Annotated in this window: 22 protein-coding genes, 2 pseudogenes and 1 riboswitch; of the genes and pseudogenes, 15 read left to right on the top strand and 9 right to left on the bottom strand. The window is 42.0% G+C overall.

Annotated features, from left to right (window positions below; all coding sequences use genetic code 11):
* Nucleotides 1-173 precede the first annotated feature (173 nt).
* From mpl to thiQ, 5 genes and pseudogenes are all read left to right on the top strand, one after another.
* Nucleotides 174-1,538 (top strand): UDP-N-acetylmuramate:L-alanyl-gamma-D-glutamyl-meso-diaminopimelate ligase, encoded by a 1,365-nt coding sequence (gene mpl, locus A1QC_RS14035; protein ID WP_017026347.1) that lies wholly within the window; start codon nucleotides 174-176, stop codon nucleotides 1,536-1,538.
* 96 nt (nucleotides 1,539-1,634) lie between these two features.
* Nucleotides 1,635-2,262 (top strand): annotated as a pseudogene (locus A1QC_RS14030) (flavin prenyltransferase UbiX).
* A 73-nt stretch (nucleotides 2,263-2,335) separates the two neighbouring features.
* Nucleotides 2,336-2,446, top strand: a riboswitch (TPP riboswitch).
* Nucleotides 2,447-2,540: 94 nt separating this feature from the next.
* On the top strand, nucleotides 2,541-3,497 hold the full coding sequence (gene thiB / locus A1QC_RS14025; protein WP_050990339.1) for a thiamine ABC transporter substrate binding subunit: 957 nt from the start codon (nucleotides 2,541-2,543) through the stop codon (nucleotides 3,495-3,497).
* A 47-nt stretch (nucleotides 3,498-3,544) separates the two neighbouring features.
* Nucleotides 3,545-5,134 (top strand): thiamine/thiamine pyrophosphate ABC transporter permease ThiP, encoded by a 1,590-nt coding sequence (gene thiP / locus A1QC_RS14020; RefSeq protein WP_017026345.1) that lies wholly within the window; start codon nucleotides 3,545-3,547, stop codon nucleotides 5,132-5,134.
* 60 nt (nucleotides 5,135-5,194) lie between these two features.
* Nucleotides 5,195-5,914, top strand: coding sequence for a thiamine ABC transporter ATP-binding protein (thiQ, locus tag A1QC_RS14015; protein ID WP_017026344.1), 720 nt, complete (start codon nucleotides 5,195-5,197; stop codon nucleotides 5,912-5,914).
* Between the two features lie 48 nt (nucleotides 5,915-5,962).
* On the opposite strand, the pseudogene A1QC_RS14010 reads toward thiQ, so the two are convergent.
* Nucleotides 5,963-7,397, bottom strand: a pseudogene (locus tag A1QC_RS14010) (PhoH family protein).
* Nucleotides 7,398-7,885: 488 nt separating this feature from the next.
* Between A1QC_RS14010 and rapA the strand changes: the two are divergent.
* The 3 genes from rapA to A1QC_RS13995 all read left to right on the top strand — a co-directional run bounded on the left by rapA (nucleotide 7,886) and on the right by A1QC_RS13995 (nucleotide 12,757).
* Nucleotides 7,886-10,810 (top strand): RNA polymerase-associated protein RapA, encoded by a 2,925-nt coding sequence (gene rapA, locus A1QC_RS14005; RefSeq protein ID WP_017026343.1) that lies wholly within the window; start codon nucleotides 7,886-7,888, stop codon nucleotides 10,808-10,810.
* Between the two features lie 184 nt (nucleotides 10,811-10,994).
* Nucleotides 10,995-11,735 carry a bifunctional tRNA pseudouridine(32) synthase/23S rRNA pseudouridine(746) synthase RluA gene (rluA, locus tag A1QC_RS14000; protein WP_017026342.1) on the top strand — a complete coding sequence of 247 codons (741 nt, stop codon included), beginning with the start codon at nucleotides 10,995-10,997 and terminating at the stop codon, nucleotides 11,733-11,735.
* A 32-nt stretch (nucleotides 11,736-11,767) separates the two neighbouring features.
* Nucleotides 11,768-12,757, top strand: coding sequence for a D-2-hydroxyacid dehydrogenase (locus tag A1QC_RS13995; RefSeq protein WP_017026341.1), 990 nt, complete (start codon nucleotides 11,768-11,770; stop codon nucleotides 12,755-12,757).
* Between the two features lie 85 nt (nucleotides 12,758-12,842).
* Here the strand turns inward: A1QC_RS13995 and A1QC_RS13990 are convergent, their stop codons facing one another.
* Both A1QC_RS13990 and argR read right to left on the bottom strand, forming a co-directional pair.
* Complete coding sequence (locus tag A1QC_RS13990) at nucleotides 12,843-13,826, bottom strand: TAXI family TRAP transporter solute-binding subunit (RefSeq protein ID WP_017026340.1); 984 nt, start codon at nucleotides 13,824-13,826, stop codon at nucleotides 12,843-12,845.
* A 286-nt stretch (nucleotides 13,827-14,112) separates the two neighbouring features.
* Nucleotides 14,113-14,583 carry a transcriptional regulator ArgR gene (gene argR / locus A1QC_RS13985; RefSeq protein WP_017026339.1) on the bottom strand — a complete coding sequence of 157 codons (471 nt, stop codon included), beginning with the start codon at nucleotides 14,581-14,583 and terminating at the stop codon, nucleotides 14,113-14,115.
* Between the two features lie 302 nt (nucleotides 14,584-14,885).
* Between argR and mdh the strand changes: the two genes are divergently transcribed.
* Nucleotides 14,886-15,821 carry a malate dehydrogenase gene (mdh, locus tag A1QC_RS13980; protein WP_017026338.1) on the top strand — a complete coding sequence of 312 codons (936 nt, stop codon included), beginning with the start codon at nucleotides 14,886-14,888 and terminating at the stop codon, nucleotides 15,819-15,821.
* A gap of 125 nt (nucleotides 15,822-15,946) precedes the next feature.
* Here the strand turns inward: mdh and ispB are convergent, their stop codons facing one another.
* The gene (ispB, locus tag A1QC_RS13975; protein WP_017026337.1) at nucleotides 15,947-16,918 is read right to left on the bottom strand and encodes an octaprenyl diphosphate synthase; all 972 of its coding nucleotides are present in this window, start codon (nucleotides 16,916-16,918) and stop codon (nucleotides 15,947-15,949) included.
* A 273-nt stretch (nucleotides 16,919-17,191) separates the two neighbouring features.
* Between ispB and rplU the strand changes: the two genes are divergently transcribed.
* The 6 genes from rplU (at nucleotide 17,192) to folA (ending at nucleotide 21,092) form a co-directional block, all read left to right on the top strand.
* On the top strand, nucleotides 17,192-17,503 hold the full coding sequence (gene rplU, locus A1QC_RS13970; protein WP_017026336.1) for a 50S ribosomal protein L21: 312 nt from the start codon (nucleotides 17,192-17,194) through the stop codon (nucleotides 17,501-17,503).
* A gap of 22 nt (nucleotides 17,504-17,525) precedes the next feature.
* Nucleotides 17,526-17,783 carry a 50S ribosomal protein L27 gene (rpmA, locus tag A1QC_RS13965; RefSeq protein WP_017026335.1) on the top strand — a complete coding sequence of 86 codons (258 nt, stop codon included), beginning with the start codon at nucleotides 17,526-17,528 and terminating at the stop codon, nucleotides 17,781-17,783.
* 181 nt (nucleotides 17,784-17,964) lie between these two features.
* Nucleotides 17,965-19,137, top strand: coding sequence for an Obg family GTPase CgtA (cgtA, locus tag A1QC_RS13960; protein WP_017026334.1), 1,173 nt, complete (start codon nucleotides 17,965-17,967; stop codon nucleotides 19,135-19,137).
* A gap of 187 nt (nucleotides 19,138-19,324) precedes the next feature.
* Entirely contained in the window at nucleotides 19,325-20,092 is a 768-nt protein-coding gene (locus A1QC_RS13955) for a threonine/serine ThrE exporter family protein (RefSeq protein ID WP_017026333.1), read from the top strand.
* On the top strand, nucleotides 20,089-20,556 hold the full coding sequence (locus A1QC_RS13950; protein ID WP_017026332.1) for a threonine/serine exporter family protein: 468 nt from the start codon (nucleotides 20,089-20,091) through the stop codon (nucleotides 20,554-20,556). The genes A1QC_RS13955 and A1QC_RS13950 overlap by 4 nt, the downstream gene beginning before the upstream one ends.
* A gap of 53 nt (nucleotides 20,557-20,609) precedes the next feature.
* Nucleotides 20,610-21,092, top strand: coding sequence for a type 3 dihydrofolate reductase (gene folA / locus A1QC_RS13945; RefSeq protein ID WP_026025981.1), 483 nt, complete (start codon nucleotides 20,610-20,612; stop codon nucleotides 21,090-21,092).
* Between the two features lie 82 nt (nucleotides 21,093-21,174).
* Here the strand turns inward: folA and A1QC_RS13940 are convergent, their stop codons facing one another.
* From A1QC_RS13940 to surA, 5 genes are read right to left on the bottom strand one after another with little or no spacing between them, the layout of a single operon-like run.
* Complete coding sequence (locus tag A1QC_RS13940; protein ID WP_017026330.1) at nucleotides 21,175-21,984, bottom strand: symmetrical bis(5'-nucleosyl)-tetraphosphatase; 810 nt, start codon at nucleotides 21,982-21,984, stop codon at nucleotides 21,175-21,177.
* 9 nt (nucleotides 21,985-21,993) lie between these two features.
* A complete protein-coding gene (apaG, locus tag A1QC_RS13935) occupies nucleotides 21,994-22,419 on the bottom strand; it encodes a Co2+/Mg2+ efflux protein ApaG (RefSeq protein WP_050990338.1) in 426 nt (141 codons plus the stop codon).
* Nucleotides 22,420-22,474: 55 nt separating this feature from the next.
* Complete coding sequence (gene rsmA, locus A1QC_RS13930) at nucleotides 22,475-23,296, bottom strand: 16S rRNA (adenine(1518)-N(6)/adenine(1519)-N(6))-dimethyltransferase RsmA (protein ID WP_017026328.1); 822 nt, start codon at nucleotides 23,294-23,296, stop codon at nucleotides 22,475-22,477.
* On the bottom strand, nucleotides 23,293-24,318 hold the full coding sequence (gene pdxA, locus A1QC_RS13925) for a 4-hydroxythreonine-4-phosphate dehydrogenase PdxA (RefSeq protein ID WP_017026327.1): 1,026 nt from the start codon (nucleotides 24,316-24,318) through the stop codon (nucleotides 23,293-23,295). Before pdxA ends, rsmA begins: the two co-directional genes overlap by 4 nt.
* A 5-nt stretch (nucleotides 24,319-24,323) precedes the next feature.
* On the bottom strand, nucleotides 24,324-25,628 hold the full coding sequence (gene surA / locus A1QC_RS13920) for a peptidylprolyl isomerase SurA (protein WP_017026326.1): 1,305 nt from the start codon (nucleotides 25,626-25,628) through the stop codon (nucleotides 24,324-24,326).
* Nucleotides 25,629-25,679: the final 51 nt, after the last annotated feature.

Raw genomic sequence — 25,679 nt, 5'->3', positions numbered from 1 at the left:
TTTTAATGGTAATGAAGTAACTTGTAAAATTTCACAAATGAGACATCAAAACGCTTTTTTAAATGATAGCTCGTTAAATTCTAACCATACTTTTTGTTTGCTTTGCGTTACTATTCCCCCTAATTTATTTGGCACTTATTTAAGCCTCCGGTTATGGGGTAGGAACGACGGTTATGCATATTCATATTCTTGGTATTTGTGGCACTTTCATGGGAGGCGCTGCAGTATTGGCGCGTCAACTAGGGCATAAAGTGACGGGGTGTGATGCCAATGTCTACCCGCCAATGAGCACCTTGCTCGAGTCACAAGGCATTGAGATTATAGAGGGCTTTGATCCAAGCCAGTTAAGCCCTGCACCCGATCTTGTGGTGATTGGTAACGCTATGAGCCGTGGTAATCCTTGTGTCGAATATGTACTTAACAACAACTTGAAATACACTTCTGGCCCACAATGGCTACAAGAATTTTTGTTGCACGATCGTTGGGTGTTAGCTGTGTCGGGTACGCATGGTAAAACCACCACTTCCAGCATGTTAGCGTGGATCTTAGAAGACTGTGGCTACGCACCGGGTTTTCTAGTTGGTGGGGTGCTGGGCAACTTTGGCGTTTCAGCCCGTTTAGGCGAAAGCATGTTTTTTGTGGTGGAAGCCGATGAATATGACAGTGCTTTTTTCGATAAGCGTTCAAAGTTCGTGCATTATCATCCTCGCACGTTAGTGATGAATAACCTTGAGTTTGATCATGCAGACATCTTCGATGATCTTGAAGCGATTAAACGACAATTTCATCATTTAGTTCGTACCGTGCCGGGTAATGGTCGTATTTTATCACCGATAAATGATGCCGGTTTGGATGATGTCTTAAAGCGTGGTTGTTGGAGTGAATTGGAACATATTGGCGATGATGGTCATTGGAAAGCCAATAAAATCACTAAAGATGGCAGCCATTTTGAGGTTTACTTAGATGGTACGTTATCTGGCACTGTACAGTGGGACTTAGTGGGCGATCATAATGTTAATAATGCCTTAATGGCGATCGCAGCAGCGCGTCATGTTGGGGTGACTGCCGATCTCGCTTGTGAAGCGTTAGGTAAGTTTATTAATACTAAGCGTCGATTGGAGCTGAAAGGTGAAGTTGATGGCATAAAGTTGTATGACGATTTTGCCCATCACCCAACCGCGATTGATCTCACAATCGAAGGCTTACGTAATAAAGTCGGTGACAGTAAAATTATTGCGGTGTTTGAACCTCGTTCGAGCACCATGAAAATGGGGGTTCATCAACACACATTAGCGGCGTCATTTAAACATGCTGATGAAGTGTGTTTGTACCAACCGAATAATGTTAAATGGTCGGTGCAAGACGTGGCAGAGCAATGCCCACAACCAAGTTATGTCGATGATAATATCGATAGCTTTGTGGCACATATTGCCGCTCAAGCGCAAAGTGGTGATCAAATTCTAGTAATGAGTAATGGCGGCTTTGAAGGGATCCACAACAAGCTATTAGCGGCTTTACAAGCAAAAAGATCATCATAAGTAAAAAGATTGTAGTAAGTAAAAAGATCATGGCAGGTAAATAGATCATCATGATCTATTTGCTTTAAATACACATTTTCTCTTGGGGGAATTAATATGTCTCAATCGACACAAAAGCGCATTACTTTAGCCTTTACGGGGGCCTCTGGTGCGCCTTATGGGTTGCGCTTATTAGAGTGTTTACTTGCTGCCGACTATACCGTGTATTTATTGATTTCTTCTGCTGCGCGCGTCGTGATGGCAACAGAACATGGTTTGAAGCTGCCAAGCGGCCCAGAAGCGGCGCAAAAAACTTTGGTTAAACATTTAGACTGCAACAGTGAACAATTGATTGTGTGCGGCAAGGAAGATTGGTTTTCACCGGTGGCTTCAGGTTCTGCAGCGCCAAAACAAATGGTGATTTGCCCATGTTCGGCAGGCAGTGTTGCCTCAATTGCGCATGGCATCTCGGATAATTTAATTGAACGTGCTGCCGATGTGGTGATGAAAGAACGTGGGCAATTGCTGTTAGTGGTTCGCGAAACGCCATTTTCCACGTTGCATTTAGAAAATATGCACAAGCTTTCTCAAATGGGTGTCACCAATTATGCCTGCGGCTCCCGGCTTTTATCACCAACCGAAAACCATTGAAGATCTTGTTGATTTTATGGTGGCGAGAATGTTGGATCATTTAGGGGTAGAACAAGGTTTGGTTCCTCGTTGGGGTTATGATCAACGCGGTTAAAAGTAATCACTCTTATCATTTTTATCGTTAATGGCTAGCCTATTAATGGTTAACTCAATACAATTACTTAAATGAATACTCATCGGGGAGCTAAATCAATAACTGATTTGGCTGAGATCTTTTTTAAGAGACCCGTGAACCTGAACCAGATAATGCTGGCGTAGGAATTGAGTCTGGAATTCCCCTACTTATTTTCCTGTGCTGCTCACTATACAAAGGATTTTCTAGTGAACTTCACAACTAAATTATTGACCACTCTAGCGCTGCCTTGTGCACTTATGTTTAGCTCTTCTATTTTCTCCGCTGAAAAAGAAACGTTAACCGTTTATACCTACGATTCATTTACTTCCGACTGGGGCCCTGGCCCTAAAATTAAAAAAGCGTTTGAAAGCCAATGTGGTTGTACTCTGAACTTTGTGGCGCTGGATGATGGCGGCTCAGTATTGAGTCGGATTCGATTAGAAGGTGCTAACACTAAGGCAGATGTGGTGTTGGGCTTAAACAACAACATTATGGCTCAAGCGCAACAAACAGGCCTGCTAGCCAAACATGATGTAGACACCTCTAATGTGACTATTCCGGGAGGCTGGAATGACGCCTATTTTGTGCCTTTTGATTACGGCTATTTTGCATTTATCTATAATAAAACCAAAATGAAGAACCCGCCGAAAAGCTTAAAAGAGCTGGTGGATCGCGATGATTTCAATATCATTTATCAAGATCCACGCACCTCAATTACTGGGCAAGGCTTGTTATTGTGGGTAAAAGCAGTGTACGGTGATAAAGCTGCTGAAGCTTGGCAGAAGCTTGCCAAGAAAACCGTTACCGTGAGTAAAGGATGGTCGGATTCCTATCCGCTGTTCTTAAAAGGTGAGAGTGATATGGTGCTTTCTTACAGCACATCACCTGCCTACCACATTATTGCTGAAAACGATCAGCAATATGCCGCTGCTGATTTTTCTGAAGGCCAATATGCACAAATTGAACTGGCTGCAAAACTAAAAAGTTCTAAGCATCAAAAATTGGCCGATGAGTTTATGCACTTTATCTTGAGTGATGATTTCCAATCAGTGATGGCAACCGGTAACTGGATGTACCCTGTGACGGATATTGAACTGCCAAAAGGTTTCGAGCAACTCACCGTACCCAATAAAATGCTATCTCTTGATCCTCAAGTTGTGGCAAAACAGTTGAAAGGCTGGACTCGCGAGTGGCAAATGGCGCTTTCTCAATAAATGAATAAAATCATGATATTGAATCAAATAAACCAGAGAAATGACCAATGGTGAATGTCTCAGTTCCTAAATTAGGACTGGCGGTTGCCATTGCGATTGGTTTATTTGTTAGCTCGACCGTTGTAGCGTTAATCCAACATGCACCGACTTTAAACTTGGGTTGGATTCTATCTGATCCATATTATCGCCACATAACTTTCTTTAGTTTCTATCAGGCTTTCTTTTCCACATTATTGAGTGTCGGACTTGCTATACCGGTGGCGCATGCTTTATCTCGCAGAGAGTTTAAAGGTAAAGCGTTATTGCTTAAATTGTTTGCATCGACACTCGTATTGCCTGTGCTGGTGGGCGTGTTTGGCATCTTAGCCATTTTAGGAAACAGTGGCTTAGTCGCTGATATGTTTAAAGCTTTTGGTACACGTTTACCTTTTTCTATTTATGGTTTAAATGGAATTCTAGTAGCCCATGTCTTTTTTAACCTGCCTTATGCCTGTCGATTATTACTGCATTCTTTAGAGTCTATTCCCAGTGAACAACATAAACTTTGTGCACATTTAGGGATGAATCATTGGCAAAAATTTAGGCAAGTTGAGTGGCCACGAATGCGGCAGCAACTACCGCAGGTGGCTGGTTTGGTATTTATGTTGTGCTTTACCAGTTTTTCAACTGTGATGGCTTTAGGTGGCGGTCCAAAATCAACCACTATTGAATTAGCGATTTATCAAGCGATCAAGTTTGATTTCGATTTACAAGCGGGCGCAATTTTAGCTTTATGGCAAATGTTACTGTGTGGTGTGTTGAGCTTAACGCTATTGAAGTTGACAAAGACTTTGCCTGCGTCATCAATGGCAACAAGGCAGCGTTTGCCATTATTATCGGATACTAAAAAGGCTAAAATTTGGGATGCGGTGTGGATTGGGTCTGCGATGATATTAGTGCTTCCCCCTTTATTTATGGTGGTGTGGCAAGGTCTGAATCCCAAATCATTAACCGTGTTACAAGATGAACGATTTTGGCAGGCATTAAGTGCCTCGATTAAAGTGGCTACTCTAGCAAGCACGTTGGCACTGCTAATGGGCGTGGCCATTTTGTTTACTAGTCGAGCATGGCATTTAAAAGGATTGACTCACAGAGCTGGACGCTTAGAGTTAATGGGGACGATTATTTTGGTCACTCCTGGCATTGTGATCAGTACAGGGTTGTTTTTATTACTGCGAGATCAAGTCGATGTATTTAGTCTCGCCTTTTGGGTGGTCATTATGGTTAACAGCTTAATGGCGTTGCCGTACATTATAAAAACTTTGTCTCAACCTATGCTGCAAACCGCGCAGCAGTATCACTTCTTATGCCAAAGCTTAGGAATGAAAGGGTGGAATCGTTTTCGTTTGGTGGAATGGCGAGCGCTCAATAAACCGATTGCACACGCTTTTTCGATCAGTTTTATGTTTTCGATGGGCGATTTAAGTGCGGTGGCTTTATTTGGTAATCAATCTTTTACCACCTTACCATTGTATCTATTTCAATTATTAGGCAGTTATCAAATGCCTGCCGCGGCAGTGGTATCATTATGTTTATTGCTGTTTAGCTTATTATGTTTTGCCCTCATTGATAGCGTCTTTAAACGCAGTAGCCGTTAATGATCCGTTGGAACCATTAGTTGTTAATCATTCGCCTCATTTTTAATAAGAAATTACCTAATGTCTGAGTTTTCAATTGCAGTACAAGGTGTCATTTATGACTACCACGATGAAACCTTTCACTTCGATTTAAATGTCGAGAAAGGTTCGATCATGGCGTTAATGGGGCCAAGTGGTTCAGGGAAATCAACCTTATTGAGTCTGTTAGCTGGATTTATTGAATCAAAGAAAGGTGATATTCATGTTATGGATTCATCGGTAATTGGCTTGCAACCACATCAACGACCATTGGCAATGTTGTTCCAAGAGCATAATTTATTTAGCCATTTAACCGTGCGTCAAAATATTGGCCTTGGTCTGCATCCCGGTCTTAAATTAACGCAAGATCAGCAGCAGCAAGTTCAACAAGCTGCGCAACAAGTGGGATTAGACTCTTTATTAGATCGACTTCCAGAGCAGTTGTCAGGAGGGCAAAGGCAACGTGTAGCCTTGGCAAGGTGCTTCGTACAATCGCATTCTATTTGGTTACTGGATGAGCCGTTTTCTGCTTTGGATCCTATTTTGCGTGAAGAGATGTTGCTACTGGTAGAAAAACTAGCCAAGGAACGTCAAGTCACGGTCTTGATGGTGACGCACCACTTAACTGATGCTAAAGCGATAGCCAGCCACTTTGCTTTTATGGAGCAAGGAACGGTGAGTGAGAGCGGAGTTATGTCGAGCTTAGATGAATCGCACTGTAATCCCCATTTAGGGGCGTTTATCAAAGCAAGTGGTTATTGATAGAGAAGAATTAAAGGCGTCACCAGACGCCTTTATTATTGAATGACGTTATAGATTTTCTTCAGCAAATTCAGCTAATCGACTACGTACTACACCATTTAGGTGAATATTGGCGCTACCTTCAAAGTTTTTAAAGCGTTCAACCATATAAGTTAATCCTGATGTAACAGGGGTTAGATAGGTTGAATCAATTTGCGCTAAGTTACCTGAGCAGACAATTTTAGTCCCTTCACCACAACGAGTAATGATAGTTTTGATTTGTGAAGCGGTTAAGTTTTGGCACTCATCCAATAATACGAAAGCATTTTGAATGGAGCGTCCTCGCATAAAGTTGATTGATTTAAATTGAATATTAGCTTTATCACAAATGTACTTGAGTGATCCTTCGGTGCAATGATCGTTTTTATGTAAGGCTTCTAGTGTGTCGGTGATGGCGGCAAGCCATGGCATCATTTTTTCTTCTTCGGTACCAGGTAAAAAGCCAATCGCCTCGCCAATGTCTGGTGTGTTACGGGTGACGATGATCTTATCGAACATCTTTTTCTCGATGGTCATTTCAAGAGCGGCAGCCATTGCTAACATGGTTTTACCACTTCCTGCAGCCCCAGTTAAGATGACCAAATCAATGCCGGGATCGAGTAGGGCATCCATTGCCATGCCTTGATAAACGTTTTTAGGGAAGATATCCCATGCGTGTCGATGCATGAGACGCTCACGGCTTAAATCTTTAATTTTGGCCGTCGTAGGGTGCAGTTCTTCGACGCGACCAGCAAAGTCTGTATCTTCATCAATTTAAATATTGGTTAATGAAAGTGGGCTCTAAGCCCTCTCTATCCACCATGTGAAAGGTTTTGCTACCTGTGGTGTGACTGTCTACTTGCTCAAAGTTATCCCAAAAACTGCCTTTGTATTCGGTAAAACCTTTGGTGAGAAATTGCACATCATCAATGAGCTGATCGGTGCGGTAATCTTCAACATATAGAACGCCAGCGCCTTTCGCTCTAAGCCGCATATTGATGTCTTTAGTGATTAAGACGACTTCTCGCGGTGCGCGGCGGTTTTGTAAGGCGATGACACCATTTAAGATGCGATTATCACCGGCTTTATCGGCAAAGGCTTTATCGCTGTCTTGAACATCAAAATCGGCCAATATTGAAATTGTACCAGTGGATTTATTATCTTTGGCAAAAGGAATACCCTGAGAGATTTCATCCGGTGTCGCATCATGGAAAATGGCTTCAAGTGCTCGAATCGCAACTCGGGCGTCTCGAGCAACGTCACGCTTACTGTCTTTGATGCGGTCAAGTTCTTCTAATACCGTCATGGGGATGACGACGTCGTGTTCTTGGAAGGAATAAATAGCGTGGGGTTCATGCAAAAGGATGTTGGTATCAAGGACAAAAATTTTACGCGATGCTTTATCGTGTGATGGATGGTTGGTATGTGATGTACGGCTGTTTAGCGTCTTTTGGGTTGCGCCCATAGCGTCTCCTTTTTCCGCAGTGCGGAAGGCTAGCAGTTGTTAGTCACGACTGCAGTTTGATTGCCAGAGGTTTCTGCAAGCTTGAGAAACGAGTCCTGTTTCTTAATCTATAGCGCTATCGAGAGTGTCGGTAGCGTGCAGCTACATAACGATCAAACCCTTTTATATTTAAACACCGATTTCTCATTATTAGGTCATTGAACTTGTCGACCGTTGCGAGGCATCTTGAGTGTTCTCTTTGAGTATATGAAAGATTTTGTCTTTCAGCTCTACAATAGCTGTTAAATATTGACACTTTTATGTCAGCTCACAAATTTAATGCGAATCATCGTGATATATCGTCTGGCATACAGTAATATGTGCAGCTTTTTTGTGGGCTCTCAAGCATGTCGTTTCTTTTGCTTTTTTTGTTCTTTTGACAAGAAAAGCTGACGACAACCCACTAAAATATATTTTCATTGAGTTAAGTTTCAGAGGTAGTCAAATACATGACATTTACGTTAGGTCAGCGTTGGATTAGTGATACAGAAAGTGATTTAGGTTTAGGTACAGTCGTCGCGTTAGATGCTCGTACAGTAACGTTAATGTTCGCCGCTTCTGAAGAAAATAGGTTGTATGCTCGTAGCGATGCACCAATCACTCGTGTGGTATTTAATGTTGGTGATGTCATTGAAAGCCAAGAAGGGTGGTCATTAAAAGTTGAACAAGTCGATGTTCAAAATGATCTCATTAGTTATATTGGCACTCGTCAAGATACAGAAGACACTGATGTGGTGTTACGTGAAATCTTCTTGAATCATCAAATTCGTTTTAATAAGCCACAAGATAAATTATTTGCCGGTCAAATCGATCGTATGGATAACTTTGTTTTACGCTACAACGCGCTGTCCAATCAATACCAGCAACACAAAAGCCCAATGCGTGGCCTTTGTGGCATGCGTGCTGGTTTGATCCCTCACCAGCTTTACATTGCGCACGAAGTCGGGCGTCGTCATGCACCGCGTGTTTTACTGGCCGATGAAGTAGGCTTGGGGAAAACCATTGAAGCAGGCATGATCATTCATCAGCAGGTATTAAGTGGTCGTTCTGAACGCATTTTGATTGTGGTGCCTGAAACGCTACAACATCAATGGCTGGTGGAGATGATGCGTCGTTTCAATCTTCATTTTTCGGTGTTTGATGAAGAGCGTTGCCTAGAATCTCAAGCGGATGCACTTAACCCATTTGATACGCAGCAATATGTACTGTGCTCTCTCGATTTCTTGAAAAAGAATGCCAAGCGTTATGAGCAAGCTTTGGATACACATTGGGATTTATTGGTGGTAGATGAAGCGCATCACTTAGAGTGGAGCGTTGATGCCCCAAGCCGTGAATACGAGATGGTAGAAGGCTTAGCCGCTAAAATTGCTGGCGTATTGCTATTAACCGCAACGCCAGAGCAATTAGGTCATGAAAGCCATTTTGCTCGCTTGCGTTTGCTCGATTCCGATCGTTTCTTTGACTACCCAACGTTTGTGAAAGAAGAGCAACAATACGCACCAGTAGCCGAAGCGGTCACCAGTTTAGAATCAGGTAATGCCCTGACCAACGATGAAAAGAACAGCATTACCGAATTATTGTCCGAACAAGATGCTGAACCATTATTCCGTATTTTAGATGGTTGCAGCTCACAACAAGAATCGGATGAAGAACAAAAAGCGTTAGCTCGCCAAGAATTGATTGATAACTTGATGGACAGACATGGAACAGGACGTATTTTGTTCCGTAATACACGTGCTGCCATTAAAGGTTTCCCTACCCGCCATGTTCATTTGCTTGAAATGCCAATGCCGGAGCAATACACCCGTGCCATGCGTGTTGCCAAAATGATGGATGGTGATCTGCCTGAAACCACTCAAGCTTTAAAGAATTTATATCCTGAAGAGATCTTACAAGATCTCGAAGGCGATAAAACCTCGTGGTGGACATTTGATCCGCGTGTAACTTGGCTTATCGATAAAGTATTGGAAAAACGTTCTGAAAAGATCTTAGTGATCGCTTCTCGCGCTGCAAGTGCATTGCAATTAGAACAAGCTTTACGTGAACGTGAAGGTATCCGAGCTACCGTGTTCCATGAAGGGATGTCGATCATTGAACGTGATAAAGCGGCCGCTTACTTTGCTCAAGAAGAAGGTGGTGCTCAGGTTCTCATTTGTTCTGAAATCGGCTCTGAAGGACGTAACTTCCAATTTGCGAATCAGTTAGTAATGTTCGATTTGCCATTTAACCCTGATTTGCTTGAGCAACGTATTGGGCGCTTAGATCGTATTGGTCAAAATCGTGATATTGAAATTTTCGTCCCATATTTAGAAAATTCGGCACAATCGATTTTAGCGCAGTGGTATCACCAAGGGTTGAATGCCTTTGCTGAAACTTGCCCAACCGGTCGTTCGGTTTATGATCAATATTCGGATCAGCTAGTGTCGATGTTGGCATCGATTGAGATGAGCGAACTTGAGCATTTGGTTGAAGAGTCGGCAATATTAAATAAAAAGTTAAAAGCTAAGCTTGATTTAGGACGCGATCGTTTGTTGGAAATTCATTCTAACGGCGGCGAAAAAGCACAAAAAATCACTGAAACGATTGCGAGCGGTGACAATGACACTAACCTGGTTACCTTTGCATTAGGCTTGTTCGACACTATTGGTTTAAACCAAGATGATAAAGGTGAGAATGCTTTAGTGGTAACACCTTCTGAGCACATGATGGTGCCGAGTTATCCAGGTCTACCTTATGAAGGCGCAACCATTACTTTTGATCGTGAAACGGCGCTTTCTCGTGAAGATATGCACTTTATGAGCTGGGAACACCCAATGATCCAAGGTGGTATAGATTTACTGCTGAGTGAAAATGTCGGGACTAATGCGGTTTCTTTATTGAAAAATAAAGCACTGCCAGTCGGTACTATGTTCTTAGAATTAGTGTACTTAGTGGATGCACAAGCACCAAAACGCAGTGGCATTAATCAGTTCTTACCAAAAACGCCCATTCGTTTACTCATGGATGGCAAAGGCAATGAGCTTTCTGCGCAAGTACCATTTGATACTTTCAACCGTCAGTTAAGCCCAATTAACCGTCACATGGCCAGTAAAGTCGCCAGTTCAGTGCAAGAGCAAATCCATGCCTTGATTGAAAAAGCCGAGCAAGCGGTATTACCGAAATTGGATGAGGTACGCCAAAGCGCGAACACGGAAATGCAACAAAAACTGAATGGTGAATTAGAGCGTTTGCAGGCATTAAAAGCGGTCAATCCAAACATTCGTGATGAGGAAATAACCGTGATTGAACAGCAAATTGAAACGCTATCAAGCTACATTGAAACGGCTCAGTTGCAGTTGGATTCATTGCGTTTGATTGTGGTGGCGCATCAGTAATAGCGCCAATTGGCAAAGATATTTCTCGTTACTCGATGATGATCGCAAGTGCTCTTCGAGCGGCGAGAAACCTGCTTTCGTGTCGAAAATGTTCGTTTTGCATCGGTACGACCTTTCCATAACTTGTGCTTAAAATCGATAGATAGAGTTTGAGCGAGTATCATTTAAACATTCGAGATCTTTTATGGCCTTACTTGAATACCTTCCACCGACCGACCCTTGGACTGAGATTGTCTATCAAGATGAGCATATTTTAGTGGCCAATAAACCGGCCGGGTTATTATCGGTTCCTGGGCGTTTGGAAGAGCATTACGACAGTATTTGGAGTCGTTTACGTGAGAACTACCCGAATATTGAAGTGGTGCATCGTTTGGATATGGCGACCTCTGGTTTAATGCTATTTGCGTTAACCAAAGAAGCCGAACGTCATATCAAGAAGCAATTTCAATACCGCTTAACCCATAAAATTTATTACGCACGAGTATGGGGGAATGTTGAGCAAGAGCAGGGGGAAGTCAATTTACCTTTGATTTGTGATTGGCCAAACCGTCCACGCCAAAAAGTGTGTGATGAACACGGCAAAGCTTCATTAACTCAATACCAGGTGGTGGCAAGAGAAGCTCAAACCACAGTAGTGCGTTTATTGCCTATCACGGGGCGTTCTCATCAGTTACGTGTCCACATGATGGCGATAGGGCACCCTATTGTTGGCGACGAGTTCTATGCGACACCAGAAGCCTTTGATTATTCTTCAGAACGTTTGCAATTGCATTCAGCTGAACTCAGTTTCTATCATCCAAAAGATAATCAACTTTCCACCGCGTTTGTGCCTTGTGACTTTTATCGCGACGCTGACGCGCAAATTTTGCGACACTTTAGCCCTGAATCTGAATTGCCAGATTATAAAACACTCGTCTCATCTTAATACGTTTCATTTATTGCAGAAAAGGATTTCTTATGCCGCTAACACCTACGCATCTTCCAAGTAAACCAACGGTGGTTTTTCTCGATGTTGCAACCATCCCCGAGCATATCAATATCCCCAACCTCACTTTTGAACACCAATGGCAACAATTTGATTTAACGTCGCCAGAGCTCGTGGTTGAGCGTATTCATTCTGCAGACATTGTTATTACCAACAAGGTGAAATTGACTGCTGAGGTGTTATCTCAAGCGCCAAATTTGAAAATGATTGCGGTAGCGGCAACCGGAACCAATAACGTCGATTTAGAATATTGTCGAGATCACAATATTGTAGTGACCAATGTACAAGGCTATGGCACGCGCTCGGTTCCAGAGCATGTGCTTGCCATGATGTTTGCACTTAAGCGAAATTTAGTGGGTTATCATCAAGATATTGCTGCTGGAGAATGGCAAAAGCAAAAGCAGTTTTGTTTTTTTACCCATCCAATTACCGATGTAGCCGGATCTACACTTGGCATTATAGGCAGTGGTAGCCTTGGGCAAGCCGTGGCCGTACTGGCAAAAGCAGTTGGTATGAACGTAGTTTTTACTGAACGTAAAGGCGTCACGCCTGCTCGATTAGGCTATATGGCATTTGATAAAGTCATTAAAACTGCCGATGTGCTTACTTTGCATTGTCCACTTAATGAAGAAACGACTAATTTAATCGCCAAACCAGAATTCGAGAAAATGAAATCCAGCGCAGTGTTAATTAATGCAGGCCGTGGTGGTTTGGTTAATGAATTCGATTTAGTGGAAGCGCTTAAAAACAAACAAATTGCAGGTGCAGGCTGTGATGTCTTTACTCAAGAACCAGCTGATGAATCTAATCCTTTGATCGCCAATATGGATCTGCCCAATTTATTATTGACGCCTCATGTGGCATGGGGCAGCCAATCTTCTATCCAAGCACTGTGCAATATTTTGATGGATAATATTGAAAAGTTTCAACAAGGCGTCTCTCAAAATAGAGTGGTTGGTTAAAGAGAGTATGCAAAATGAGAAAGGCTTGAATATGAGAGAAATCATTCAAGCTTTTTTGCATTCTTACTTGAGAAAAAGTAACGCTTTATAGCAATCCTACTTCTTTGTAATAACGAATAGCGCCGGGATGTAAGGGGACAGAAATACCATCCTTTACCATATTTTCTTTTTTTAATAATGCGAAAGCTGGGTGTAATCGTTTAAAAGTATCAAAATTATCAAACACGGCTTTTGTGATGTTATAGGCGATTTCTTCAGAGAGTTCACTATCAACACTGACGACTGATAACATCCCAAAGCTTTTTATATCTTTATCATTGTTTGGGTAAAGATTAGCGGGAACGGATGTATAAGCATAATAAGGATGAGTGCTGACTAAATCATCAATGGCTTTGCTGGTGGTTGGTATAAGCTTAGCACCACAAGAGGTTGTCGCCTCTTTGATTGAAGCGTTAGGATGCCCAAGAATAGAAATAAAAGCGTCAATTTGATTATCACATAAAGCTTGAGCGCGACTTGCCCCCGTAAGTTCGGTGACTAAAGAGAAACTCTTATTTGTCCATGAAAACTGCTTCATGACCATGTCCATCGTGGCTCGATCACCGGAACCTATATTTCCGATATTAACTCTTTTTCCCGCTAAATCACTGAGCGTTTTTATACCCGAATCATTACGTGCGATGACATTGAAAGGTTCGCTGTAGAGTGAAAACAAAGCTCTCATGTTGCTATACGGTGTTTTATTTTTAAAATCAGGATAGCCTTTTGATGCTTGATATTGCCAATCGGATTGGCTGATCACTGCATCCATCTTACCCATACGTAAAGCATCGATATTATCGACAGAGCCTGCAGTCGATTCAATAGAGCAACGAATGTGGTGTTGTTGACGACCTTTATTGATTAATTTACAGATAGAACTGCCCGCTGGGTAATAAACACCGGTTACAGCCCCTGTGCCTATCGTAATATAGATGCGTTTTTCAGCGTGAGCTGTGCTTGAGACCGTGAGGAGTAATACAGCTCCGAGCGCGGTTAATGTTCGAAAAAAAGGTGAAATAAAAGCCATGTAAACGTCCTTGTGCCATTAGAAGGCGATTGATAGCAATCATTGCCATTTTTTTGTGTCTAGAGTGACACTCATTGGTTTCTATTTAATGGTTAATCCTTAACCATTAATTGAATGTTATCAAGCTCAACGGGTTCTAGGTTAGAAGAGTTGAGAAGAACCATACTAATGGTAAGTATTAAATTGAGACAGACAAATATAAGAGTAGGACGCAAAAGTGAGAAGATGTTCACGCCATTGAAGAGCTATTCTTAATGACGTAAGGTTTTGATCTAATTTAAAACAATTACCCAGCGTATTCGAATAATTCACACACCGAATCAAAAAGTTGTTTAGTTGTAATGTTTAATGTAGGTGTAATAAAAATGGTGTCATCACCAGCAACCACACCTAAAATACCTTCAGACTTCCCTAATGAATCCAATAAACGGGCAATCAATTGAGCAGCGCCAGGGCCAGTATGGATAACCACTAAAGCATCATTATGGCCGACATCAAGCACTAATTCTCTGAGTGAACTGGATGCTGTTGGTACACCAAGTTCCGCTGGTAAGCAGTACACCATTTCCATTTTTGCGTTGCGAGTTCGAACAGCACCAAATTTAGTGAGCATACGTGATACTTTGGATTGATTAATGTTCTCAAATCCATCTTCTTTTAATGCATCAACAATTTCACCTTGAGAGCCAAAACATTCTTCTTTTAATAGCGCTTTAAATGAGCGGACTAAATTATCTTGTTTGTCACTATTTCGCATAATGGTTTCTTTCTGTTAATACATATAATTGCAGTATTTTCGCATAGATGAGCAATGAGCACCAAGTAGTTACGTCACTTTTTAGGTAATTCACTTTAAATAATTCACCTCTTAACCTTAGTCATCGTGTGGGGTGACACTTTAAGTTGTTTCTTATTTTCAGTTGGATGAGTGCAACATCTCAAAGCTGAAGTTATCCAATTGTAATTAATATTGAGATATTGTAACTTCGAAGGCATTCTAGGTCACAGACCTAAATTCACGTGAATAACAACACATTGATTGTCAAAGGAGAAAGGCTCATGAAAGTAGCTGTGATTGGCGCCGCTGGTGGTATTGGACAAGCACTTGCTTTATTGTTGAAAAATGGACTTCCTGCAGGCTCAGATCTTGCTTTATATGATATTGCGCCAGTAACCCCTGGTGTTGCTGCTGATTTAAGTCACATCCCTACACCCGTTTCGATTAAGGGTTACGCTGGTGAAGATCCAACACCTGCACTTGAAGGTGCAGATGTTGTATTAATCTCAGCAGGTGTTGCTCGTAAGCCAGGTATGGATCGTTCAGATCTTTTCAATGTGAATGCAGGTATTATCAAATCACTTGCTGAAAAAATTGCGGTAACTTGCCCAACAGCGTGTGTGGGTATTATTACTAACCCAGTAAATACGACTGTACCAATCGCTGCAGAAGTATTGAAAAAAGCAGGCGTTTATAACAAACATCGTTTATTCGGTATTACGACTCTTGATGTGATTCGTTCAGAAACATTTGTCTCTGAATTAAAAGGCGTTTCTCTTGAAGGCCTTGAAGTTCCGGTTATCGGTGGTCACTCTGGTGTGACAATTCTTCCGCTTCTTTCTCAAGTAAAAGGCGTTGAATTTACAGCAGAAGAAACGGCAGCATTGACGAAACGTATTCAAAATGCAGGCACAGAAGTTGTTGAAGCGAAAGCGGGTGGCGGTTCTGCAACTCTTTCAATGGGTCAAGCAGCTTACCGTTTTGGTTTGTCTTTAGTGAAAGCACTGCAAGGCGAACAAGGCATTATTGAATGTGCTTATGTTGAAGGTGACGGTGAACATGCACGTTTCTTCGCGCAACCTATTCGTTTGGGCACTGAAGGCGTAGAAGAGATTTTAAGCTACGGTGAACTAAGCAGCTTTGAACAAGAAGCTTTTGATAGCATGCTAGATACGCTGAAATCAGATATCGCACTTGGTGAAGAGTTCGCGAAGTAAATTGCTTATAAGCTGATTAAAAAATCCCGTGTTGCATGAGCTACACGGGATTTTTGTATTTAATGAGTTCTGAGCGCGATGATTGACAGCTTTTTCTAGAAGCTAGCAGCGGCTCTTCATTATCTCTACTTCGTTCTTTTTACCGCCATATGGGCGAGAGTCACTAACGCTTCTTTGTATTCTGAATCAGGGATGATTGAGAGCTCTGCTATTGCTTTATCTGCTTCTTGTTCAGCGCGTTGAGTGGTGTATTCCAATGATCCAGTCTCATGCATCGCCTTCATAATAGCATCCAGTTTTTCCATGCCATTAGAGTGCTCAATGGCATCACGGATCATCGAAGATTGCTCTGGCGTACCATTACGCATTGCATAAAGTAATGGTAGAGTCGGTTTGCCTTCCGCAAGATCATCACCAACGTTTTTACCCATTTCTTTTCCGTCAGAAGTGTAATCCATCACATCATCAATTAACTGAAACGCGGTGCCTAAATATTTGCCGTAATTTTGCAGAGCCGTTTCAACTTCTTGTGGCGCATCAGCTAATAAAGCACCAATCTGAGTTGCCGCTTCAAATAAACGAGCAGTTTTAGAGTAGATGACTTGCATGTAGCTTTCTTCGGTCGTATTAGGATCGTTACAATTCATTAATTGTTGAACTTCACCTTCTGCGATCACGTTAACCGCATCACTCATTAACTTTAGGATCGATAAAGATCCTAGGCTTGTCATCATTTGGAAAGAACGTGTGTAAATGTAATCGCCGACTAAAACACTGGCTGCATTACCAAAGGCGGCATTGGCTGTTTCTTTGCCACGACGCATGTCAGACTCATCGACGACATCATCATGTAATAATGTAGCGGTATGGATGAATTCTACGAACGCTGCTGCGGTGATATGGTCTTTACCTTGGTAACCTAATGCTTTGGCAGAAAGTAGTGCTAACAACGGGCGTAGACGCTTCCCACCGCCGCTGACTATATAAAAACCAAGCTGGTTAATTAGACTAACTTCAGAGTTAAGTTGGGCATGAATGGTTTCATTCACTTTTACCATGTCGTCGGCAGTTAGTGCCTGGATAGCTTTAAAATCCATTGTTCTTCCAGCAGAGATTAGGCCTATTGTGGCCAAAAGATAAAAAATAATCATGGATTCTACACTAAAAAACATTGATAAACACGAGTGTAAACGGCATCATTAACGCACTTTAATCAGGCGATGATCTTTTCGCCATTTTTTTTAATATTTATCTTGTCAAAGGGTACGCTCTCAAGTAGAATCTGCGCCCTATTGATGACAAGTTTAAGCGCACACCTGATATGTTTAAAATAACTAACATGATGCTGTGCGGAAAAAGCGGAGTAAAATATGTACGCTGTTTTCCAATCTGGTGGTAAACAACACCGTGTAAGCGAAGGTCAAACTCTTCGTTTAGAAAAATTGGACGTAGAAACTGGCGCAAACGTTGAGTTTGATTCAGTTCTTATGGTTGCTAATGGTGAGGAAATCACTGTTGGTGCACCTCTGGTTGCTGGCGGTAAAGTAACTGCGGAAGTAGTTAAGCACGGTCGTGGCGATAAAGTTAAAATCGTTAAGTTCCGTCGTCGTAAGCATTCTCGTAAGCAAATGGGCCACCGTCAGTGGTTCACTGAAGTCAAAATTACTGGCATCAGCGCTTAATTAACATAACGGAGAAGCTAACATGGCACATAAAAAAGCTGGTGGTTCTACCAATAACGGTCGCGATTCAGAAAGCAAACGCCTAGGTGTTAAGCGTTTTGGTGGCGAATCTGTTTTAGCAGGTAACATCATTGTTCGTCAACGTGGTACTAAATTCCACGCTGGCACTAATGTTGGTATCGGTAAAGACCATACTCTATTTGCTTTATCTGAAGGTAAAGTTAAATTTGAAGTTAAAGGTCCTAAGAACCGTAAGTTCGTAAGCATCGAAACTGCATAAGTTTCCTGTTTACAATTGAATTCAAAGCCCTGCCTTTATGGCGGGGTTTTTTATTTATAGCGAAGTTATATAATAGACCCTAGACCCTAGACCCTAGACCCTAGACTTCATATATCTACTAGGATTTACAGTCTGTGGTCTACACTCATAATAACTTGCCAACATGCAGGTGGAGTAGCAAATGAAATTCGTTGATGAATCAACCATAAAAGTAGAAGCGGGCGATGGCGGTAACGGCGTAGTCAGCTTTTGGCGTGAAAAATTTGTTGAAAAAGGTGGTCCAGACGGCGGTGATGGCGGTGACGGTGGCGATGTATATATGCAAGCTGACGAAAACCTCAACACCCTAGTCGATTACCGATTTGAACGTTTCCATAAAGCGGAGCGTGGTAAAAATGGCGGTGGCGGTAACTGTACTGGTAAGCGCGGTGCTGATAAAACCATTAAAGTGCCTGTAGGAACGCGTGCTGTTGATATTCATACCAATGAAGTGGTTGCGGAAGTGACTGAACATGGTAAGAAAATCATGATCGCTAAAGGCGGTTGGCATGGTTTAGGTAACCAACGTTTTAAATCTTCGGTTAACCGTGCACCTCGTCAAAAGACCATGGGTACCAAAGGTGAAGTTCGCGAGCTGCGTTTAGAGTTATTATTACTTGCTGACGTGGGTATGCTCGGTTTACCAAATGCGGGTAAATCAACCTTTATTCGTGCGGTATCAGCAGCGAAGCCTAAAGTAGCAGACTATCCATTTACCACATTGATCCCAAGCCTAGGCGTGGTTCGTGCTGGTGCTGAGCGTAGTTTCGTAATTGCCGATATTCCTGGATTGATTGAAGGCGCAGCAGAAGGTGCAGGTCTTGGTGTTCGCTTCTTGAAACACTTAGAACGTTGCCGAGTGTTGTTGCACATGGTCGATCTTCTACCAATAGATGGCTCCGATCCAATTGAAAATGCCTTAACCATCATTGATGAGTTAGAGCAATACAGTGAAAAAGTATCGGCTAAGCCACGTTGGTTGATCTTTAATAAGGTTGATCTTCTTACTGAAGAAGAAGCTGATGAGAAGATCCAAGAGATCGTTGATGCTCTGGGTTGGGAAGGCCACACGGCTAAAATTTCTGCTGTGAATAAACTTGGTACTAAAGAACTGAGTTTTGAATTGGCTGAATTTATGGAAAATCTACCTAAGGAAGAAGAAGTCATTATCGAAGATGATAAAGTTGACTTTAAGTGGGATGATTACCATAAAGATGCCATGAGTGGCAAAAATGTCATTACTGAAGATTCAGATGACGACGACGATTGGGACGACGAAGAAGATGACGGCCACGTTATTTACGTTCGTGACTAATTAGTTTCATTTAAATCGAATGAGAAAAGCTGTGGTTCTTTATGAGAATCGCAGCTTTTTTTTATTCTAAATCATCTTTTCTATTCATAAGTTCAGGCAAACTAATATCATCATACAAAAGGGGTAACGGCTCAACCTGAATCGGTGAGGTTATTCAAAGACTATCAAATGGATTGGTATTGAAGTTATGGATGAAAAGCAACGTGAAATATCTCGCTTAATCGCACATGCGGGGCAAATGTTATTAGCGCATGGCGCTGAAAGCACATTAGTGGGAGACTTAACTCGGCGGCTAGGATTAGCGTGTGGGGTTGATGAGGTTGAAGTCTCGATGTCGGCAAGCTCATTGGTGGTAACAACCGTGATGGGTGGCAACTGTATTACAACTGCCAGACGCAGTCCTGATCGCGGTATTAACATGAAGGTCGTGACAGACATACAGCATATTTGCATTATGGCTGAGCGTAAAGTGATCGACTATCGACTTGCACAAGATAAAATTAATCAAATAAAAGTCACACGTTATAATCGCTGGTTAGTTTTGTTGATGATCGGTTTATCCTGTGCAGCATTTGCACGTTTAGCCAATGGTGATGAAATAATTTGTACAATAACCTTCTTCGCTTCTAGCGTAGGGATGTTTGTGCGACAAGAAATTGCTCATCGATCTTTTAATCCATTTCTAAATTTTGCTATTACAGCATTTGTGACGACATTAATTTCTTCTCAAGCCGTATTGTATCAAGTGGGTAACTATCCTTTTTTAGCCATGGCTTCTTCTGTTTTGATGCTAGTGCCGGGTTTTCCTTTGATTAATGCCGTGGCTGATATGCTAAAAGGCTATATCAATATGGGTATAGCTCGCTTTGTCATGGCGAGCTTATTGACCTTTGCAACCAGTTTAGGGATTGTTGCTGCTATGACATTAACTGGAACGTGGGAGTGGGTACGATGAGCATCTTTCTATTAGATTTGGCCAATGTCATGTTACTGGCCTCTGTTCCTGCTATCGGTTTTGCCTTGGTGTTCAATGTGCCTAAAAGTGCATTAAAGTATTGTGCTTTAGGTGGGGCGATTGCTTATGGTATTCGATTCTCGTTAATGTCGTATTCTATGCCAGTAGAGTGGGCGACTTTTTTTGCGGCTACTTTGGTAAGTATGATTGGTGTGCATTGGTCGCATAAATTTTTAGCTCACCCTAAAATCTTTACTGTTGCGGCAATGATTCCTATGGTGCCAGGGGTTTATGCATTTAAAGCTATGATTGCGATGGTAGAAATAAACCATAAAGGATTTGAGCCACAACTTTTTGCAATGCTAATTGAAAACTTTTTACAAGCGATGTTTATTATTGCAGGTTTAGCTATTGGTCTTGCAATGCCAGGCTTGTTATTCTATCGTCGTCGCCCTGTGGTATAGCGGTGATCGGTATTGCTTAAAACCAACCATGAGAACATTGAAGGGACAATATTTTGAAAATTAGTATGGTTGCCGCAATGGCAAACAATCGCATTATTGGAAAAGACAATCAAATGCCTTGGCACTTACCAGCTGATTTTGCATGGTTTAAACGCTGCACTATGGGAAAGCCCATTGTGATGGGGCGTAAAACTTTTGAATCAATCGGCCGTCCTTTGCCTGGACGATTAAATATTGTGATCAGTCGAGATTCTTCTTTAGCAATAGAAGGGGTGACAACGGTCACTAGCCTTGAACAAGCTAAACAATCTGCGGGCGATGTTGATGAATTAATGATTATTGGCGGTGGAAGTATCTACCAAGCCTTTTTGCCTGTTTCTGATTGTTTGTACCTGACATTCATTGATGCTGATATTGAGGGAGACACTCAATTTCCTGATTGGGGTAAAGATTGGAGTAAGGTTTACAGTGAAACTTATACTCAAGATGAAAAGAATACTTACGATATGGAGTTTGTTGTTTTAAAACGAAGTTAAGGCGTTGAGGATATTTGAATTTCATGTTGCTTGGTAAGACGAACACTCAGTGAGTTGAGTTTGAATTACCAGCAACGTCTTTTTAAATGGCAGACTGAGTAAACATTTTTTTATCTTCCCATCTCAGCATAGAGAGATATTCTCCCCAGACACACCCAGTATCTAAACCAATTACATTGGCCTTTTCATCGTGACATCCCATCAGTGCCGCCCAATGACCAAAGATAATGGTTTTTTCAAATGGTTGACGAGAAGGGAGGCTAAACCAAGGGAATAGATTACCACTGCCTATTTTACTCGGTGGAAGCTTGCATTCCATGTCCAACTCACCATCTTGTTTACAAAAACGCATGCGAGTGAAGGCGTTAATAATATAGCGATAACGTTCAATGCCTTGTAATGATTCACTCCATTGTGTTGGTGTGTTGGCGTACATGTTTTTTATTAACCACTGCCAATTATCGCTTGTTAATATGCTTTCGATTTCTTGTGCTGCTTGTGTTGCTGTCGCTAAATTCCAACGGGGAGAGATGCCTGCATGGCACATTACAAATTCATTATGTTCAGCCATTAATGGTTGGTGACGTAACCAGTCGATGATTTCATCTTTATCTTCTGCGCTAAAAATGTCAGATGTTTTATCTTTTGCTTTGGCAGGAAAGTAACCTAAATACACCGCCAGTAAATGGAGATCGTGATTACCTAAAATACATTTGGCCGATGAACCTAACTTACGAATGAAACGCAGAGTTTCTAACGACTTTGGCCCACGAGCCACTAAATCTCCCGCTAACCATAAGGTATCGTGTTTAGGATCGAAAGACACCTTCTTAAGCAGCAATTGAAGTTCATCAAAACAGCCTTGAATATCACCTACAATATAAGTCGACACGTATACTCTCTAGTTCAAAATGTTTGGAATTGCTAAGCGAAATGGAGGGATGTCAGTTAAAAATTCACTGCCATGAGAATCAAGCATCACATAGTGACCTTGCATTACACCGACAGGTGTTTCAAGAGCGGTGCCACTGGTATAAGTGTATTCTCCCATAGGTTCTATCACGGGTTGCTCTCCCACAACACCTTCACCTTCAATGGTAAGCTGTTTAGCATTAGCATCAGTGATCAACCAACGACGTCCGATAAGCTGTACGTTCTCTTGGCTTAAATTGCGAATCGTAATAGTGTAGGCAAAGACATAACGATGTTGGTCTGGCTGGGATTGCTCTTTGATATAACGAGTATGAATTTGGCATGTGACGCGTGGATGGCTAGCTTCTGTCACTGTTTTTCTCCTATCCGTAGGAAATTTGAATAACAAGGTCATTCATTCATAAGTGATCTAGGAGCCAGATAAGAGGGCTCCTATATTCAATGGGACATTACTCTTGTTCAGGTTTTGGGTTGTTGGCATCCATATAATTCGCTAAAGCCACGAATTGCACCAAGGTTAAGTTTTCTGGGCGTAAGCTTGGACTGATACCTAACTGTTCTAATTCTTCAGCAGAAACAAGGTTTTTGAAGCAGTTACGAACGGTTTTACGACGTTGGTTAAAACCTTCACGGCAAACACGATCTAACCATTTTAAGCTAGTTGCCGGGTGCGGAAGCACTTCATAAGGTGATAAGCGTACTACGGCTGAATCTACCTTTGGTGGTGGAATAAATGCAGTTGGTGGCACTTCCAGTACGGGCATAACTTTACAGAAATATTGCGCCATGACAGTTAATCGACCATATGCTTTAGTACCAGGGCCGGCTGCTAGGCGATTGACCACTTCTTTTTGTAGCATAAAGTGCATGTCTTGAATGTCTTTATGGAACTCAAATAGGTGGAACATCAACGGTGTCGATATGTTGTATGGCAAGTTGCCAAAAATACGTAGTTTATTGTTCGGTTTTACTAACTGATTGAAATCAAAACGCATTGCATCACCTTCATGAATGGTGAGCTTGCTTGAGAGTTCCGGGTGATTACGCAGACGCTCTGCTAAATCTCTATCGAGTTCAATCACGGTAAACTTGTCGACTTCACGGCCAACAGGCTCGGTAATGGCACCAAGACCGGGTCCAATTTCAACTAAATTCTGACCTGGTAATGGGTTAATAGCAGAAACAATACCATCAATAATATAGGGATCATTTAAAAAGTTTTGGCCAAAACGCTTACGGGCTTTATGACCTAGATGGACATCATTACTCATTGATTACTCTCTTTTTGCTTATTATCTGACGGCTTAGCGCTTTCTGCCAGTTTTAAAGCATGGGTGATTGCAGTTAAAAAACTGCCAATATCGGCATTCCCTGTGCCAGCTAAATCAAGCGCAGTTCCGTGATCCACTGAAGTGCGGATAAACGGTAGACCTAAAGTGATGTTGACCGAATTCCCAAACCCTTTGTACTTGAGGACAGGCAATCCTTGATCGTGATACATCGCTAATACGGTATCGGCTTGTTCTAAATATTTTGTATTGAAGATGGTGTCTGCCGGTAACGGTCCAACGAGATTCATTCCATCTTGTTGCTTCATTCGTTCTAATGTTGGCGTGATGGTTTCAATTTCTTCACGCCCTAGGCACCCATCTTCTCCTGCATGTGGATTAAGGCCACAAACATAAATAGCAGGTTTCTCTATGCCAAATTTATTGACTAAATCGGTGTGTAGGATGCGAATGATACTTTCTAAACGCTCCGCCGTCACTGCTTGGCTAACATAGGCTAAAGGGATATGGGTGGTAACTAAAGCAACCCTTAAGCCTTCTGTTGCTAGCATCATCACCACAAGTGGTGTGTTTGATTGCTCAGCAAAGAATTCCGTATGACCACTGAATGCAACCCCTGCTCGATTGATCACACCTTTATGAACAGGGCCTGTGACCAAAGCATCAAACTCGCCACTCATGCTACCTTGGCAAGCACGTTCTAGCGTTTTGAGGACATAGTGCCCATTCGCCTCATTCAAAGTACCGGCAGTAACCGGTTCTTTGGTGGCAATATGATCAACCGTTAGTTGCCCTTTTTTTAGGGGCAGGGCTGGTGTGTTGATATCGTAATCTAATAATTCAACATTTATAGCAAGTTGTTTAGCGCGCGCTTCTAACATGTTTTTGTCTGCACAAACAACAAGTTGATGTGGCCATTCATATTGAGAAAGCGCTAAAACTAAATCAGGGCCAATGCCAGCAGGTTCGCCTGCCGTAATAACAATACGTTTAACTTTTGTCATTACGTTTAACCCTTATCATTGTTACTTTGTCCATTTTGGTCTTCTACTATCTCAACGTAAGCACTGGCACGAATTTCTTGTAACCATGCGCCTGCTTCTTCGTTGAATTTACGTTTAAATAAAATTTGGTATGCACGATTTTTCATCGCAGATTCAGTGCGATCAACAGTACGACGATCGAGAACCTTTACAATGTGCCAGCCATGGACGGTTTTAAATGGTTGGCTGATTTGGCCAACAGGCAGTGTTTCAACCTGATGCTTAAATTCTGGAACAAAGGTGTCGGCAGTTTGGAAACCTAATACACCATTAGCCACTGCTGAGCCAGCATCTTGGCTATATTGTTGAGCTAATTGACCAAAGGTACGTTTGCCAGATTTGATCTCATCAATAAATCCGTTGAGTTCTTCTTTGGCGCCTTCATCACTTAAAATAATCGAAGGTTTGATCAAGATATGCTGAGCATTCACTTCGGTAACTGCGACCGTTTCTAATCCTTTGACATCTTCAATCATCATAATATGGAAACCAACACCACTGCGGAAAGGTCCAATGATAGCCCCTTTACCTTGAGTGGTAATTTGGTCAGCAAATATAGTTGGCATTTCTTCTTTACGCATCCATCCCCAATCGCCGCCTTGTAGCGCTTTAGGGCCTTTGGAGTAGGTATAAGCTAAGGTGGAGAAATCTTCGCCTTGTTTCAAGCGAGAGACCAATTCTTGAGCTTGCTTTTCAGTGGCATCTTTATCATCGCCAAAACGCAATTGAATCTGTGCCACTTTATATTCGACGGTCGCGGTTGTTTTTTCAGCGAGCAAGGTCGATAACGTCTCTACTTCCGATGGAGAAATATTAACTCGACGGCGAACTTGAGCATTACGTGCTTCACTGATCGCCATTTCTTTACGAATTTGTTCACGGAAGACTGGGTAAGTTAAACCTTCATTTTTTAAAGAGACGATGAGCTGATCTAAAGATTGGTCATGTTCTTTTGCAATTCCTTGAATAGCCTGATCTAAGCGTTGGTCATCAATCTGAATCCCCATACGCTTGGCTTCTTGTAATTGTATTTCGTCTAAGATGAGTTTTTCCAATACTTGTTCTTTTAATACATCAGCAGTCGGTAATGGTTGACCTTTATCACCGGCGTTGGCTTGCACGGTTTTCATTGCGGTGTCGATATCGGTTTGTAAGACCACACCATTATTGACGATCGCAACAACGTGATCGAGCTCTTGCGGCGCGGCAGAAGCAGTCGATGCACCGAACAAGGTCAATATACTGAATAATGCGGGGATCCATGTCTTCATTTCAGAATTCCAATTAATACAACAAAATAGTTACAACAAAAGAGATAGCCA

The sequence above is a fragment of the Vibrio rumoiensis 1S-45 genome (assembly GCF_000286955.2).
Lineage (GTDB): Bacteria > Pseudomonadota > Gammaproteobacteria > Enterobacterales > Vibrionaceae > Vibrio > Vibrio rumoiensis_A.
This window is presented reverse-complemented; position numbering and strand designations above follow the sequence as displayed.

Bases quoted from the DNA above. Each gene is read 5' to 3' on its own strand.
- mpl (WP_017026347.1), top strand. From the start codon at position 174: ATGCATATTCATATTCTTGGTATTTGTGGCACTTTCATGGGAGGCGCT.
- thiB (WP_050990339.1), top strand. From the start codon at position 2,541: ATGTTTAGCTCTTCTATTTTCTCCGCTGAAAAAGAAACGTTAACCGTT.
- thiP (WP_017026345.1), top strand. From the start codon at position 3,545: ATGGTGAATGTCTCAGTTCCTAAATTAGGACTGGCGGTTGCCATTGCG.
- thiQ (WP_017026344.1), top strand. From the start codon at position 5,195: ATGTCTGAGTTTTCAATTGCAGTACAAGGTGTCATTTATGACTACCAC.
- rapA (WP_017026343.1), top strand. From the start codon at position 7,886: ATGACATTTACGTTAGGTCAGCGTTGGATTAGTGATACAGAAAGTGAT.
- rluA (WP_017026342.1), top strand. From the start codon at position 10,995: ATGGCCTTACTTGAATACCTTCCACCGACCGACCCTTGGACTGAGATT.
- A1QC_RS13995 (WP_017026341.1), top strand. From the start codon at position 11,768: ATGCCGCTAACACCTACGCATCTTCCAAGTAAACCAACGGTGGTTTTT.
- A1QC_RS13990 (WP_017026340.1), bottom strand. From the start codon at position 13,826: ATGGCTTTTATTTCACCTTTTTTTCGAACATTAACCGCGCTCGGAGCT.
- argR (WP_017026339.1), bottom strand. From the start codon at position 14,583: ATGCGAAATAGTGACAAACAAGATAATTTAGTCCGCTCATTTAAAGCG.
- mdh (WP_017026338.1), top strand. From the start codon at position 14,886: ATGAAAGTAGCTGTGATTGGCGCCGCTGGTGGTATTGGACAAGCACTT.
- ispB (WP_017026337.1), bottom strand. From the start codon at position 16,918: ATGGATTTTAAAGCTATCCAGGCACTAACTGCCGACGACATGGTAAAA.
- rplU (WP_017026336.1), top strand. From the start codon at position 17,192: ATGTACGCTGTTTTCCAATCTGGTGGTAAACAACACCGTGTAAGCGAA.
- rpmA (WP_017026335.1), top strand. From the start codon at position 17,526: ATGGCACATAAAAAAGCTGGTGGTTCTACCAATAACGGTCGCGATTCA.
- cgtA (WP_017026334.1), top strand. From the start codon at position 17,965: ATGAAATTCGTTGATGAATCAACCATAAAAGTAGAAGCGGGCGATGGC.
- A1QC_RS13955 (WP_017026333.1), top strand. From the start codon at position 19,325: ATGGATGAAAAGCAACGTGAAATATCTCGCTTAATCGCACATGCGGGG.
- A1QC_RS13950 (WP_017026332.1), top strand. From the start codon at position 20,089: ATGAGCATCTTTCTATTAGATTTGGCCAATGTCATGTTACTGGCCTCT.
- apaG (WP_050990338.1), bottom strand. From the start codon at position 22,419: ATGACCTTGTTATTCAAATTTCCTACGGATAGGAGAAAAACAGTGACA.
- rsmA (WP_017026328.1), bottom strand. From the start codon at position 23,296: ATGAGTAATGATGTCCATCTAGGTCATAAAGCCCGTAAGCGTTTTGGC.
- pdxA (WP_017026327.1), bottom strand. From the start codon at position 24,318: ATGACAAAAGTTAAACGTATTGTTATTACGGCAGGCGAACCTGCTGGC.
- surA (WP_017026326.1), bottom strand. From the start codon at position 25,628: ATGAAGACATGGATCCCCGCATTATTCAGTATATTGACCTTGTTCGGT.